We start from the raw sequence: 13,166 nt of genomic DNA, 5'->3' as shown, positions 1-13,166 counted from the left end.
GGATCACAGTGCCTTGATGATGCCTGCAGCGCCCATGCCGGTGCCGATGCACATGGTGACCATGCCGTATTTTTGCTGATGTCGGCGCAGTCCATGCACGAGGGTGGCGGTGCGAATGGCCCCGGTGGCACCGAGTGGATGACCCAACGCAATCGCGCCGCCCAGTGGATTGACCTTGGAGGGGTCCAGGTCACTGTCGCGTATCACTGCCAGCGCTTGCGCGGCGAAGGCCTCGTTGAGTTCGATCCAGTCCAGTTGTTCCTTGCGCAGGCCAGCCTGCTTGAGGGCTTTCGGAATCGCCTCGATCGGGCCGATCCCCATCACTTCCGGGCGCACGCCCGCGACCGCGAAACTCACGAAACGTGCCAGCGGCGTCAGCCCGTAGTCCTTGATCGCCTGCTCCGAAGCCAGTAGCAGCGCACCGGCGCCATCGCTCATCTGCGAGGAGTTGCCGGCCGTGACGCTGCCGCCGAATTGGCCGTTGCGGAACACCGGGCGCAGTTTGGCCAGTCCCTCCAGCGAGCTATCCGGGCGCGGACCTTCGTCGGTGTCCACGCGCGTGTTGCGCAGCGCGATGACGTTGCCAGCCAGATCGGGTTGGTGCGAGACGATGTCGTAAGGCGTGATCTCCTCGCGAAACGCGCCCGCGGCGATCGCCGCGATGGCTTTCTGGTGCGAGGCGAGGGCGAAGGCGTCCTGATCCTCGCGTGACACTTTCCATTCTTCTGCCACCTTTTCGGCGGTGATGCCCATGCCGTAGGCGATGGCGATGTGGTCCTCGACAAATACCTGTGGCGACAGGGCGACCTTGTTGCCCATCATCGGTACCATCGACATCGATTCGGTGCCGCCGGCCAGTATCAGATCGGCGTTGCCCAAGCGAATCTGGTCGGCGGCCAGCGCTACCGCCTGGAGGCCAGAGGAACAGAAACGGTTGATGGTCTGCCCGGCGACCGAGTTCGGCAGGCCGGCCAGTAATACGCCGATGCGCGCCACGTTCATGCCTTGCTCGCCTTCGGGCATGGCGCAGCCGATGATCGCGTCGTCGATGCGTGCGGGGTCGATGCCCGGCGCCTGCGCGACCACCGCGCGTAGCACGTGCGCCAGCATGTCGTCCGGACGCGTGTTGCGGAACATGCCCTTGGGCGCCTTGCCGACTGGGGTGCGGGTGGCGGCGACGATGTAAGCGTCTTGGATCTGTCTGGTCATTGGCGGAGTTCTCGAATGACGGGGAGTGTGGGTGTCGGGTCCGTGACCTGAGATTCGGTGCCGGCTTCAATCAATTCCGCAACGGCTTGCCCGTCTTGAGCATGTGGTCGATACGTGCCTGGGTTTTCTCCTGTTGTGCCAGTTCGACGAAGTGCTTGCGTTCGAGCGTGAGCAGCCATTGCTCGTCCACCAGCGCACCGCGATCGACCTCGCCGCCGCACAATACGGTGGCGATGCGGGTTGCGATCTCGTTGTCGTATTCGCTGATGAAGCGGCCTTCCAGCATGTTGACCAGCAACATCTTGAAGGTGGCGATGCCGACGTCGCCGGCGACCTGGATGCGTCGCGCCGGCAACGGTGGGCGGTAGCCGCCTTCGGCCAGGGCGCGGGCTTGCGCCTTGGCGATGTACAGCAACTCGTCGCTGTTGAATACAACCTTGTCGGTCCCGCGCAGCAGGCCAAGTTCCTTGGCGTTGACGGCCGAGGTCGAGACCTTGGCCATGGCGACGGTTTCGAAGGTTTTCTTCAGTTCGGCGAATACGTCGCCTCCGGTGGCTGCCGCCGTTTGCGAGGCGCGCAGCGCGATCTCCTTCAGGCCGCCGCCGGCCGGCAGCAGGCCCACGCCAGCCTCGACCAGGCCGATGTAGCTTTCCAGTGTGGCCACGGTCTTGGCGCTGTGCATCTGGAACTCGCAGCCGCCGCCCAAGGCTAGTCCGCGCACTGCCGCAACCACGGGCACCAGCGCGTACTTCAGGCACTGACTGGTGGCCTGGAAATTGGCGACCATGGCTTCGAACGCGTCGAGCTTGCCGGCCTGCAGCAGGCCCAGGGCGCCCGCCAGGTCGGCACCGGCGGAGAAGGGCTCCTTGTGTTGCCACAACACCATGGCCTTGAAGTCTTTCTCTGCGCGACGAACGGCCTCCTGCAGGCCGTCCAGTACTTGGTCGGAAACGGTGTTCATCTTGGTCTTGAAACTGACCACGGCGATGTCGTCGCCGTCGTGCCACAGGCGCAGGCCGTCGTTCTCGAACACGGTTTCGCCTTGCGGGAACGTCTCGCCCAGCAGCACATCGGGGAAACGCTGGCGCTTGTACACCGGCAGTGCCGAGCGCGGCAGTTTGGTATCGCGTGCGGGGCTGTAGGATCCCTCGGCGGCATGCACGCCGTCGCGGCCATCGAACACCCAGTTCGGCAGTGGCGCGCTGCTCATGCTCTTGCCGCTGGCGATGTCTTCGGCGATCCACTGCGCGATCTGCTTCCAGCCAGCCGCCTGCCAGCTCTCGAACGGCCCCAGCGTCCAGCCGTAGCCCCAGCGCATTGCCAGATCCACGTCGCGCGCGGTCTGCGCGATGTCGTCCAGGTGATAGGCGCTGTAGTGGAACAGATCGCGAAAGGTTGCCCACAGAAGCTGCGCCTGCGCATGCGGGCTTTCACGCAGCTTGGCGAACTTTTCCGCAGGATGCTTGATCTTCAAGATCTCGACCACGTCCGCCGTGGCGCCGCGCTGGGCCGGGCGATAGTCCTGTTTTTGCAGGTCCAACACCACGATGTCCTTGCCGAGCTTACGGAACAGGCCTGCGCCGGTCTTCTGACCAAGCGCGCCTTTGCCGATCAGGGCCTCCAGCCACTTCGGCGTTTTGAAGAACGCGTGCCAAGGATCCTGCGGCAAGGTGTCTGCCATGGTCTTGACCACATGTGCAATGGTGTCCAGGCCGACCACGTCGCAGGTGCGGTATGTGGCCGACTTGGGACGACCGATCAACGGGCCGGTCAAGCCGTCCACCTCGTCCAAGCCCAGGCCGAATTGCTCGGTGTGGTGGATCGTGGACAGGATCGAGAACACGCCGATGCGGTTGCCGATGAAATTCGGAGTGTCCTTGGCGTAGACCACTCCCTTGCCCAGGGTGGTGGTCAGGAAGGTCTCCAGGTCTTGCAGCAACGCCGCGTCGGTGTGCTTGGCCGGAATCAGCTCGGCCAGGTGCATGTAACGTGGCGGATTGAAGAAGTGCACGCCGCAGAAGCGGGGGCGCAATTGCGCCGGCAACACCTCCGATAGCGCGTTGATGCCAAGGCCGGATGTGTTGGAGGCGAGTACGGCATGCTCGGCCACGAACGGCGCGATCTTCTTATACAGATCCTGCTTCCAGTCCATGCGCTCGGCGATGGCCTCGATGAGCAGGTCGCAGCCGCGCAGTTGTTCCAGGCCCGTATCGTAGTTGGCCGATGCGATGGACTCGGCCAGGATAGGGCTGGCCAGCGGCGCAGGACTCAACTTGGTCAGGTTGGCGATGGCCTTGAGGACGATGCCATCGGGATGGCCGTCCTTGGCAGCAAGGTCGAACAGCACGGTGTCGACGCCAGCGTTGGTCAGGTGCGCAGCGATCTGTGCGCCCATCACGCCCGCGCCCAGGACGGCGGCGCGGCGGACTAGCAGGGGGGTGGACATAGCGATCAGCCTCTGTGGGTCAGGGTGTGCGGGAGCGAATGTGCGCAGTGGGCAAGGAAACCCGCTTCGGCGAAACGGATGAGTTCGCTTGCGGCGTGGGCGCGGTGCGCGCTTTCGCTGACACCGGCGGGACGCTTGATCAGGCCGAAATCGGCCATGGCGTAGGTCAGAGCACCGGCCAGGAAATCCAGGCGCCAGTAGAGCTCCTGTTTGCTCAACCCGGGCACGCAGGCCGCGATCGCCTTGGCGAATTCGCGTAGCACGTGGCCGTAGTGGTCGGACAGGAACTGGCGCAGGCTGTCGTTGTTCTCGGCATAGGCGCGGGCGATCACCCGGACGAAGGCACCACCGCTCTGGTGTTCCTGCGCCATTGCCAGTGCTGGTTCCACGAAGGCGGCAAGCACCGGGCCGAGTTCACCGGGATGCTCACGCTTGGCGGTTTCCAGTTGGGTCATGCGCGCGGAGGTCATTTCGTCCATCCGCCTGCGGAACACCTCGTTGACCAGGTTTTCCTTGGAGCCGAAGTGGTAATTCACCGCCGCGATATTGACGTCGGCTTGGCTGGTGACTTGTCGTAGCGAGGTGCCGGAGAAGCCATGCTGGGCGAACAGTTCCTCGGCCGCGCTGAGGATGCGAGCCTTGGTCGAGAAATGCACCTGTTTTGTCATGTGATCGCCAAAATCAATCAAACGATTGTTTGATTCTAGGCTGGGTCGCTGGGTCCGTCATGCTGCTTTGCAGCACAATTCAGCCGCAGCCGTGCAAAGCACGTCGCAATTGGATAGAATCGTCCATCTGAATCCTGGCTAAGCCCGCGTTTTGGCACGGGTTTTTTAATCTTAACTTCGGGTCGAGAGTGACCCACCCAACGGAGAACGTCCCATGGCGCTGGAGCGCACCCTGTCTATCATCAAGCCCGACGCCGTCGCCAAGAATGTCATCGGCGAGATTTATTCCCGCTTCGAGAAGGCTGGCTTGAAGGTCGTTGCCGCCAAGTACAAGCAACTCTCGCGCCTGGAAGCCGAAGGCTTCTACGCTGTGCACCGTGAGCGTCCGTTCTTCAATGCGCTGGTCGAGTTCATGATTTCCGGTCCGGTGATGATCCAGGTACTGGAGGGCGAAAACGCCGTGATTGCACATCGCGAACTGCTTGGCGCCACCAATCCGAAGGACGCGGCTCCGGGCACAATTCGCGCAGACTTCGCCGATTCGATCGACGCCAATGCCGCGCATGGTTCAGATTCGGTCGAAAATGCCGTCAATGAAGTGGCTTATTTCTTTGCTGCCACCGAAGTGGTGTCGCGCTGACTCGAGGTCCGTCGTGAACGAGGTCGTCCATCCTCCGTTGGTGCTTGCCGATCCGCTTCGCAGCGGCGCGGCAGCCAAACAGAATCTGCTCGACCTTGATCGCGAGGGCCTGGAGCGTTTCTTCGCCGAAACCCTCGGCGAAGCACGCTATCGTGCCCATCAGGTGATGAAGTGGATCCACCACCGCTACGTCACCGATTTTGAGCAAATGACCGATCTCGGCAAGGCGCTGCGAGCCAAGTTGCAGCAACATGCCGAGGTCGTCGTCCCCAACGTGGTGTTCGACAAGCCTTCTGCAGACGGTACCCACAAATGGCTGTTGGCCATGGGAGTGGATGGTAAGAATGCCATCGAGACCGTCTATATCCCCGACAAGGGCCGCGGCACCTTGTGCGTGTCCTCGCAGGTCGGTTGCGGGTTGAATTGCAGTTTCTGTTCCACCGCGACCCAGGGCTTCAATCGCAACCTGTCCACTGCCGAGATCGTCGGCCAGGTGTGGGTGGCGGCGCGGCATCTGGGTAACGTGCCGCACCAGCAGCGCCGTCTCACCAACGTGGTGATGATGGGCATGGGCGAGCCGCTGATGAATTTCGATAATGTCGTGCGTGCGATGAGCATCATGCGCGACGATTTGGGTTACGGCCTTGCCAATAAGCGCGTGACCCTGTCGACCTCGGGATTGGTGCCGCAAATTGATCGTTTATCCGGCGAGAGCGACGTTTCTTTGGCCGTCTCGCTGCATGCGCCGAACGACGCGTTGCGCGAAACGCTGGTGCCGCTCAACAAGAAGTATCCGATCGCCGAATTGATGGCGGCTTGCGCACGCTATCTGCGAGCCAACAAGCGTCGTGAATCGGTGACTTTCGAGTACACCCTGATGAAGGGAATCAATGACCAGCCCGAGCACGCGCGACAATTGGCGCGGCTGATGCGCCAGTTCGATAACGCGGTGCAGGCCGCCAACGCAGGCAAGGTCAATCTGATTCCGTTCAATCCGTTCCCGGGCACACGCTACGCGCGCTCCGGCGAAACCGAGATTCGCGCGTTCCAGAAGATATTGCTGGATGCGCAGGTATTGACGATGGTGCGGCGCACGCGCGGCGATGATATCGATGCGGCGTGCGGGCAACTCAAGGGGCAGGTCATGGACCGGACCCGTCGCCATGCCCAGTTCCAGCGCGAACTGCAGACGCGGGCGGAGCAGGATGCGACAACCTAGCCGCCATTTGACCATCGCCGTGATCCTGACGGCGCTGCTGGCGCTGCCGGGTTGTAACTGGCTTGCCGCCAAGTCCGGCAAATTACGTACCGTCGAGCAGGTGCAGCCGGATCACCACTTCCACGACAGCCAGGCAGTCAAGTCGCGCTTCGCGCTGGAGGAGCAACTTGGGTTGGCGGTGAACCGGCTCGGTTCCGGCGATCTGGATGACGCCGAAAAGTACGCCAACAAAGCGCTGACGTTGGATGCCAACTCTGTGCAAGCGCACACATTGCTAGCGGTGATCGCGGATCGTCGCGACGCACATGCTGTTGCCGGCGAGCATTACCGTCAGGCTGCCGAACTGGCTCCGGATAGCGGCGAAACCTTGAATAATTACGGTGCTTGGCTATGCGCGAATGGCGCGGCGGCTGAATCGCTGGTCTGGTTCGACCGCGCACTGGCGGTGCCGGATTACCCCTCGCCGGCGTCGGCACTGGCAAATGCCGGTGGCTGTGCATTGCAGGTCGGGCAGCGCGAGCGCGGCCTGCGCGATCTGCGCAAGGCACTTGCAATGGAGCCGAATAATCCCTATGCCTTGGAGGCAATGGCGCGAGAGGAGCTTGCACAGGGGCACTTTTTCGAGGCGCGCGCGTTCGCAGAACGGCGTATTGCCGCTGCGCCTGCTAATTCTTCCGTGCTACAACTCGCCGTGAAAATTGAGCAAGGGCTGGGGGACAAGGCTGCCTCCAGTCGTTACCGACAGAGGTTGCGTAAGGAGTTTCCCAATGCTGCGACCACGATATCTGGGAATAATCCATAGTGAGCAATGATTCAAATCCTAACGTTTTCAGTTGTGCCAAAGGCTGCGGGCAACAACTCCGCGATGCACGCGAGGCGGCGGGGCTGAGCATCGAGGAGGTTGGCAGCACTCTACGTATGCCCATGCATGTCATACAGTCGCTCGAATCGGAAGAGTGGGAGCGCCTCGGTGCCCCGGTCTTCGTGCGAGGTCAGTTGCGCAGCTATGCGCGTCTGCTTGGCGTGGATCTCGATCCGCTGTTGCAGGCCGCACAGATTGCGCCCGTACAACCGGTCGATTTGATCAGTCATACGCATACACGACCGCTACGGCGTATCTTCGAGAGCGCTACCCGGCGGATGGTGTACGTGGTGATCACCGCTGGCCTGGCGATACCTGTCTGGTATGCCACACGCAGCCATTTTGCCGAAGATGGCCCAAACACCGCTTCGCTCGATGTGGTGCCCAGCGGGCCAATTGACGTGGAGACGCCTGGCTTGTCATCTGTCGCCAAGGAGCGTGCGGCTCCGGCGGCAGCCGAGGCGATCAATCATTCGGCACCGAGCGCGACCCCTTACATCGCTTCACTGACCCCTCTGCCGCATGAGGAGCAAACCGAAAAGGGTGGGCTGACCTTGTCGTTTCAGGGTGACAGTTGGATGCAGGTCAGTGCGCCTGACGGCAGGTTGGTCGAAAAGGCCATGCTCAAGTCTGGTGAGAACCGTACCTACGCGCCAGGTCAAGTCGGGCGTGTCGTTTTGGGTAATGCCTCGGTGGTTCAGGTTCAGCAATCCGGTAGTACGGTGGATCTGACTCCCTACAGACGCGCGAATGTGGCGCGCTTTGCGGTATCCTCTGACGGTTCCGTGGTGCCTGCCTCCGAGTGACGGTAGCGCGGTTTCCTCCTTCCACATTCCATGTCCTGCCGTAGCGGTGGGGCGAGAGTACGCATGGCGATCGACGACCTGCTCGACGAGCACGAACAAAGCGAACGCGTTCGCACTTGGCTCAGAAAAAATGGCGCTGGCCTGATCGGTGGCATCCTACTGGGCCTTGGCGCAATCATGGGCTGGCAATTGTGGGCCAAGCACCGGTCCGAGAATTTGGCCCAGGCCAATTCGCGTTACGAGGCGCTGCTCAAGAGCATCGAGACCAAGCAACTTGACAAGGCCGCTAAGGACCTTGCGCAGTTGCAGCAGGGCTCGTCCGATATGTATGTCGTATTGGCTGGGCTACGTCTGGCCAAGGCGCAGGTCGATGCGGACAAGAACGACGCGGCGCTGGCAACGCTACGCGCACTCAAAGCCGATGCCGAGATGAAGCCACTGGTGGATCAGCGTATGGCTTCTCTATTGCTTCAGGCCCATAAGCCCGCAGATGCGCTCAAGCTGCTCGCTTTGGCCGACGATACACGTAGCCTCGAAATTCGCGGCGATGCGTTGGTTGCACAAGGCAAGCTTGATGCGGCGCGCGATGCTTACGTCAAGTCGCTGGCTGGGCTGGATGTGGCGGCGCCGCAGCGGAGTTTGCTGGAAATAAAATTGATGGATGCGGGCGGCAGCGTGCCGAATGCAGCGGAGCCGATCTGATGAAGGTAGTTATGTTCAAGCGCGTCGCGCTCGTTGCGCTGCTGGGGTTGACGCTGTCTGGCTGCAGCACGGTCAAAGGGTGGTTCGCTGGTAAGGACTCCGCCGCCAAGAAAGCCGCCGAGCCAGCCGAATTGGTCGATTTCAACCCGACTGTCAAAGTCGTCAAACTTTGGTCCACCGATGTCGGTAAAGGCGAGCGTCGGATCGGCGTGCGCCAGCATCCGGTTGTAGCCGATGGCAAGGTGTATGTCGCTGCCGCCTCCGGCACGGTGTACGCGTTGGACTTGCAAACCGGCAAGTCGCTATGGGAATACGACGCCAAGAAGGCGCGCAAGGAACAACAGTCGCAGGTCGCAGAGCAGCAGCCGAAGAGCCAGGTAGAGAGCGAATCCGGCAAAAACCTGTCCAAGGAGGAGCGTGCGGCCTACAAACAGCGTTTGCGCAATGAGAAGCAACAGGCCAAGGAACGCAAGCGTTTGGAGAAGCATCGTCCGCTGCCGCGCTTTGCTGGTGGTCCGGGCGTGGGCGACGGTCTGGTGGTCGTCGGTGGCCTGAACGGCGAAGTGCTCGCACTCGATGCCACGAACGGTAACGAGAAGTGGCACGCCAAGGTACACAACGAAGTGATCGCCGCACCCGTGATTGCACAAAATACGGTATTCGTGCGCAGCAACGACGGCCGCACCACCGCCTTCGATGCCGCGACCGGCCAGCAGCGTTGGTTCAACGCGCAGGAACTGCCGAGTCTGACTGTACGCGGCAATGCACCGGTGGTAGCGGGCCCAGGTGTGCTGTTCATCGGTAACGACGACGGCACCCTGAGTGCCTTGGCGATGCAGGATGGCCGCGTGCTGTGGCAGCAGACCATCGCTGTGCCGGAAGGTCGGACCGAGCTCGAGCGCATGTCCGATGTGGATGGTGCGCCGGTAATCGATGGCACAACGCTCTATGCGACCAGCTTCAAGAACCATACTGTGGCGCTCGAAGGCCCAAGCGGTCGCCCACTGTGGGATCGCGATCATGGCGGTGCCGGCGGTGTAGGTGTGAGCTCCGGTAGCGTGGTGGTGGCCGACAATGCCGGCACCGTGTGGGCGCTGGACAAGGCATCCGGGTCGGCGATGTGGTCGCAACCGGCGCTGGCGCGCCGTTCGCTGACCGGCGCAGCAATTCATGGAGATTATGCGGTTGTCGGCGACTACAAGGGCTATCTGCATTGGCTCAAGCTCGACAACGGCGAGTTCGCCGCGCGCGAGCGGGTGGGGCGCAAGCCGCTGGTGGCGCAACCGGTGGTTGCCGATGGCATCTTGCTCATACAAAACACGAAAGGCGACCTGACCGCGTTCCGGTTGGGTCAATAAGAAGGGAAGGACGTCGCCATGCTGCCGCTGGTCGCCCTGGTTGGACGGCCGAATGTCGGCAAGTCCACGTTGTTCAACGCGCTGACGCGCAGTCGCGACGCGCTGGTCCACGACCAGCCGGGCGTGACCCGCGACCGTCATTACGGCGTGTGTCGACTGCAGCCGGAGACGCCGTTCGTGATCGTCGATACCGGCGGTATTTCCGGTGAAGAGGAGGGGCTGGCTGGTGCTACGGCCAGTCAGGCGCGTGCCGCCGCTGGCGAGGCCGATCTTGTGCTGTTCGTGGTCGATGGCCGCGAAGGCGCGTCCTCGCTGGACGATGAGATCCTGTCCTGGTTGCGCAAGCTGGCGCGGCCGACGCTGTTGCTCATCAACAAGATCGACGGCACCGATGAAGACCAGGTCCGTGCCGAGTTCGCGCGCTACGGCCTGGGCGAGGCGATTGCGGTATCCGCCGCGCATCGCCAGGGCATCGACGACCTGCTTGATGATGTACTGGCACGATTGCCGGAAGAGGGCGCTGTCGAAACCCTGGATACCGACCCCGCGCGCATGCGCATTGCCTTCGTCGGTCGCCCCAATGTTGGCAAATCGACCCTGGTGAATCGCTTGCTGGGTGAGGAGCGCATGATCGCTTCCGACGTGCCTGGGACCACCCGCGATTCGATTGCGGTGGACCTGGAGCGCGACGGCCGTCTTTACCGCTTGATCGACACCGCTGGCCTGCGTCGCCGTGGCCGGGTCGAAGAAGCCGTGGAAAAGTTCAGCGTGTTCAAGACGCTGCAGGCGATCGAGCAATGCGAGGTGGCGGTGCTTCTGCTCGACGCCAGCGAAGGCGTCACCGATCAGGACGCCAGCGTGCTGGGCGCGATCCTGGATGCAGGCCGTGCCCTGGTGGTGGCGGTGAACAAGTGGGACGGACTGACCGACTACCAGCGAGAACAGGCCGAGGCATTGCTGTCGCGCAAGTTGGGTTTTGTGCCCTGGGCCGAAGCCGTGCGTATTTCGGCCAAGCACGGGTCTGGCTTGCGCGAACTATTTCGCGCCATTCATAACGCCCATGCCTCGGCAGTGCGCGAGTTCAGCACCAGCGAAGTCAATCAGGCGCTGGAAGTGGCTTACGAGAGCAATCCACCGCCGAGTATTCGCGGCCATGTCTCCAAGCTGCGCTACGTCCATCCGGGCGGCAGCAATCCGCCGACCTTCATCGTGCACGGCACCCGTTTGAAGGTCCTGCCGGAGTCGTACAAACGCTATCTGGAAAACTTCTTCCGCAAGCGTTTCAAGCTGGTTGGCACGCCGGTGCGTTTCATGTTCCGCGAAGGCGCCAATCCCTACGAAGGCAAGAAAAACGTGCTCACCGAACGCCAGATCGCCAAGAAGCGGCGTTTGATGAAGCACGTGCGCGGCAAGTAGCCGCGCATGGACCCGCAGCGTGCGATCACCCTCGGCATCTTGGCCGGTGGTCGCGCGCAACGCTTGGGTGGTCTCGATAAAGCCTGGCTGCAGCACGACGGCCAGCCGTTGGTGCAGCGTCTTGCGCAGATGCTCGCGCTGAGCGTGGCAACGGTGCTGGTCAGTGCCAATCGCGATCTATCGCGTTACGCGGCCATCGGGTTGCGGGCGGTGCCGGACCGGATCCACGCACCAGCCCAGGCACCGCGTTCGCTGGGTCCGATCGCCGGCGTAGACGCTTTGGCGGCTGCCTGCGCCACGCCCTGGCTGCTGACCGTGCCGGTGGATGCGTGCCAGTTGCCACCGGCATTGCCGGCGCTGTTGGCCGCAGTGGGCGCGGCCGGCGATGGCGCCTGGCTCGAGGATGCGGCTGGAGTGCAGCCGTTGGTGGCCTTGTATCGACTCGCCGCATTGCGTCCCGCATTGGACGCCGCCCTGGCGGCGGCGGCCTATGCGCCGTGGCGACTACAACAGCGTTTGAACATGGTCCCGTTGCGCTTGCCCGATCTTGTCCTCGGCAATCTCAACACGCCCCAGGATTTATCCGTAGCGGGTATCCTGCCGATGCCATGACCGAGATCAAGACCGAATCTGCCACCCGAATCGCATACGCGGACGCGTTGGCCATCGTCGTTGCCGCCGCACGCACGCGTCCGCTCAATGCCGAACGGCTCGCGTTGCAACGTACCGATGGTCGTATCCTGTTGGAGCCGCTGGAGGCGCAGATCGATTTGCCGCCGTTCGCCAATAGCGCGATGGATGGGTTCGCACTGCGCCATGCGGACCTGACACCCGACGCACCCAATGCCCTGCGCCTTGTTGGCGAGCAGTTCGCTGGCACCGACCGGCAACAGGCAATCGCTGCCGGCCAATGCCTGCGCGTGACCACCGGCGCGCCGCTGCCGCTGGGGGCGGATACGGTGCTCATCAAGGAAAACGCGGTCGAGCATGACGGATGCGTGGAGTTCACGCAGATGCCTGCCCGTGGCGCGCATGTGCGGGCTCAGGGCGAGGATGTGCGTGCGGGCGAGCGTGTGCTTGAGCCTGGCATGCTGCTGACGCCCTCGCGCATCGGCCTGGCTGCGGCACTGGGTGTGTCCCAGCTCTCCGTCGCGGCGCGACCGACTGTGGCGGTGTTTGCCACCGGCGACGAATTGGTCGAGCCAGGCATGCCGTTGCAGCCCGGACAGATCTATAACAGCAATCGCGACATGTTGATGGCGCAATTGCGCCTGCTCGGCCTGGCACCCACCGCCTGGCCAACGTTGCCGGACGATCCGCTATGTATCCAGGCCATGCTGGCCGACGCGGCGTCGGCGTTCGACGTGGTACTGACCTGCGGTGGCGTGTCCGCTGGCGAAAAGGACTATCTGCCCCGGTTGCTGGCCGAGCGCGGTCGCGTCCATTTCTGGAAGGTACGCATGCGCCCGGGCATGCCAGTGTTGTTTGGTGAATGGGATCATGCCTTGTTCCTTGGCTTGCCCGGCAATCCGGTCTCGGTGCTGGCGACGTTTTTGGCGATTGGCCGACCATTGCTGGACGCCCTACAGCGACGAGCCGAGCCCCACCGTGCCTGGCGCGCACGACTTGCAACCGCGTGGGACAAGCGTCACGACCGACTGGAGTTCCTGCGTGGGCGTATGCGCTGTGACGCATACGGACAACTGTGGGTGGAGCCGAATCCGGCCGATGGCTCGCATCGGTTGCGCGGCGCGGCCGACAGCGATGTGCTGCTGCGCCTGGAAGAAGGCGAGCGTCGTTTCGAGGCTGGCGAGGTGGTCGAGGTGGTGCCTTACTGAGC

The 13,166-nt window shown here is 62.7% G+C and carries 12 protein-coding genes; 9 read left to right on the top strand and 3 right to left on the bottom strand.

Features of this window, described 5'->3' with window-relative positions; genetic code table 11:
• Window positions 1-3 precede the first annotated feature (3 nt).
• The 3 genes from XANALMUS060_RS13720 to XANALMUS060_RS13710 all read right to left on the bottom strand — a co-directional run bounded on the left by XANALMUS060_RS13720 (window position 4) and on the right by XANALMUS060_RS13710 (window position 4,323).
• The gene (locus XANALMUS060_RS13720; RefSeq protein WP_045738910.1) at window positions 4-1,209 is read right to left on the bottom strand and encodes an acetyl-CoA C-acyltransferase; all 1,206 of its coding nucleotides are present in this window, start codon (window positions 1,207-1,209) and stop codon (window positions 4-6) included.
• A gap of 70 nt (window positions 1,210-1,279) precedes the next feature.
• Window positions 1,280-3,655: a 3-hydroxyacyl-CoA dehydrogenase/enoyl-CoA hydratase family protein gene (locus tag XANALMUS060_RS13715; protein WP_045738909.1), complete on the bottom strand. Its 2,376-nt coding sequence runs from the start codon at window positions 3,653-3,655 to the stop codon at window positions 1,280-1,282.
• Between the two features lie 5 nt (window positions 3,656-3,660).
• Window positions 3,661-4,323, bottom strand: a complete 663-nt coding sequence (locus XANALMUS060_RS13710; RefSeq protein WP_045738908.1) for a TetR family transcriptional regulator — start codon at window positions 4,321-4,323, stop codon at window positions 3,661-3,663.
• A 214-nt stretch (window positions 4,324-4,537) separates the two neighbouring features.
• Here XANALMUS060_RS13710 and ndk point away from each other — a divergent pair, with 214 nt between their 5' ends.
• The 9 genes from ndk to glp all read left to right on the top strand — a co-directional run bounded on the left by ndk (window position 4,538) and on the right by glp (window position 13,164).
• On the top strand, window positions 4,538-4,963 hold the full coding sequence (ndk, locus tag XANALMUS060_RS13705) for a nucleoside-diphosphate kinase (RefSeq protein WP_045738907.1): 426 nt from the start codon (window positions 4,538-4,540) through the stop codon (window positions 4,961-4,963).
• Window positions 4,917-6,182: a 23S rRNA (adenine(2503)-C(2))-methyltransferase RlmN gene (gene rlmN, locus XANALMUS060_RS13700; RefSeq protein ID WP_235430502.1), complete on the top strand. Its 1,266-nt coding sequence runs from the start codon at window positions 4,917-4,919 to the stop codon at window positions 6,180-6,182. Before ndk ends, rlmN begins: the two co-directional genes overlap by 47 nt.
• Window positions 6,183-6,195: 13 nt before the next feature.
• Window positions 6,196-6,984, top strand: coding sequence for a type IV pilus biogenesis/stability protein PilW (locus XANALMUS060_RS13695; protein WP_200894054.1), 789 nt, complete (start codon window positions 6,196-6,198; stop codon window positions 6,982-6,984).
• On the top strand, window positions 6,984-7,850 hold the full coding sequence (locus tag XANALMUS060_RS13690) for a RodZ domain-containing protein (RefSeq protein WP_045738904.1): 867 nt from the start codon (window positions 6,984-6,986) through the stop codon (window positions 7,848-7,850). Before XANALMUS060_RS13695 ends, XANALMUS060_RS13690 begins: the two co-directional genes overlap by 1 nt.
• Window positions 7,851-7,913: 63 nt before the next feature.
• A complete protein-coding gene (locus tag XANALMUS060_RS13685; protein ID WP_045738903.1) occupies window positions 7,914-8,552 on the top strand; it encodes a tetratricopeptide repeat protein in 639 nt (212 codons plus the stop codon).
• Window positions 8,552-9,910: an outer membrane protein assembly factor BamB gene (gene bamB / locus XANALMUS060_RS13680; RefSeq protein ID WP_045738902.1), complete on the top strand. Its 1,359-nt coding sequence runs from the start codon at window positions 8,552-8,554 to the stop codon at window positions 9,908-9,910. The genes XANALMUS060_RS13685 and bamB overlap by 1 nt, the downstream gene beginning before the upstream one ends.
• 18 nt (window positions 9,911-9,928) lie before the next feature.
• The gene (der, locus tag XANALMUS060_RS13675) at window positions 9,929-11,326 is read left to right on the top strand and encodes a ribosome biogenesis GTPase Der (protein WP_045738901.1); all 1,398 of its coding nucleotides are present in this window, start codon (window positions 9,929-9,931) and stop codon (window positions 11,324-11,326) included.
• Between the two features lie 6 nt (window positions 11,327-11,332).
• Window positions 11,333-11,938 carry an NTP transferase domain-containing protein gene (locus XANALMUS060_RS13670; RefSeq protein WP_045738900.1) on the top strand — a complete coding sequence of 202 codons (606 nt, stop codon included), beginning with the start codon at window positions 11,333-11,335 and terminating at the stop codon, window positions 11,936-11,938.
• Complete coding sequence (gene glp / locus XANALMUS060_RS13665; protein ID WP_045738899.1) at window positions 11,935-13,164, top strand: gephyrin-like molybdotransferase Glp; 1,230 nt, start codon at window positions 11,935-11,937, stop codon at window positions 13,162-13,164. Before XANALMUS060_RS13670 ends, glp begins: the two co-directional genes overlap by 4 nt.
• Window positions 13,165-13,166: the final 2 nt, after the last annotated feature.

Origin of the sequence: Xanthomonas sp. MUS 060 (genome assembly GCF_000963215.1) — a bacterium.
Classification (GTDB): Bacteria; Pseudomonadota; Gammaproteobacteria; order Xanthomonadales; family Xanthomonadaceae; genus Xanthomonas_A.
Note: the sequence above shows the minus strand (reverse complement) of the source record. Positions and strands in the feature narration are given on the sequence as shown.

Excerpts from the sequence above, each read along its gene's own strand:
- XANALMUS060_RS13685 (WP_045738903.1), top strand. The coding sequence starts at position 7,914 with ATGGCGATCGACGACCTGCTCGACGAGCACGAACAAAGCGAACGCGTT.
- ndk (WP_045738907.1), top strand. The coding sequence starts at position 4,538 with ATGGCGCTGGAGCGCACCCTGTCTATCATCAAGCCCGACGCCGTCGCC.
- XANALMUS060_RS13715 (WP_045738909.1), bottom strand. The coding sequence starts at position 3,655 with ATGTCCACCCCCCTGCTAGTCCGCCGCGCCGCCGTCCTGGGCGCGGGC.
- XANALMUS060_RS13710 (WP_045738908.1), bottom strand. The coding sequence starts at position 4,323 with ATGACAAAACAGGTGCATTTCTCGACCAAGGCTCGCATCCTCAGCGCG.
- XANALMUS060_RS13720 (WP_045738910.1), bottom strand. The coding sequence starts at position 1,209 with ATGACCAGACAGATCCAAGACGCTTACATCGTCGCCGCCACCCGCACC.
- glp (WP_045738899.1), top strand. The coding sequence starts at position 11,935 with ATGACCGAGATCAAGACCGAATCTGCCACCCGAATCGCATACGCGGAC.
- rlmN (WP_235430502.1), top strand. The coding sequence starts at position 4,917 with ATGAAGTGGCTTATTTCTTTGCTGCCACCGAAGTGGTGTCGCGCTGAC.
- der (WP_045738901.1), top strand. The coding sequence starts at position 9,929 with ATGCTGCCGCTGGTCGCCCTGGTTGGACGGCCGAATGTCGGCAAGTCC.
- XANALMUS060_RS13670 (WP_045738900.1), top strand. The coding sequence starts at position 11,333 with ATGGACCCGCAGCGTGCGATCACCCTCGGCATCTTGGCCGGTGGTCGC.
- bamB (WP_045738902.1), top strand. The coding sequence starts at position 8,552 with ATGAAGGTAGTTATGTTCAAGCGCGTCGCGCTCGTTGCGCTGCTGGGG.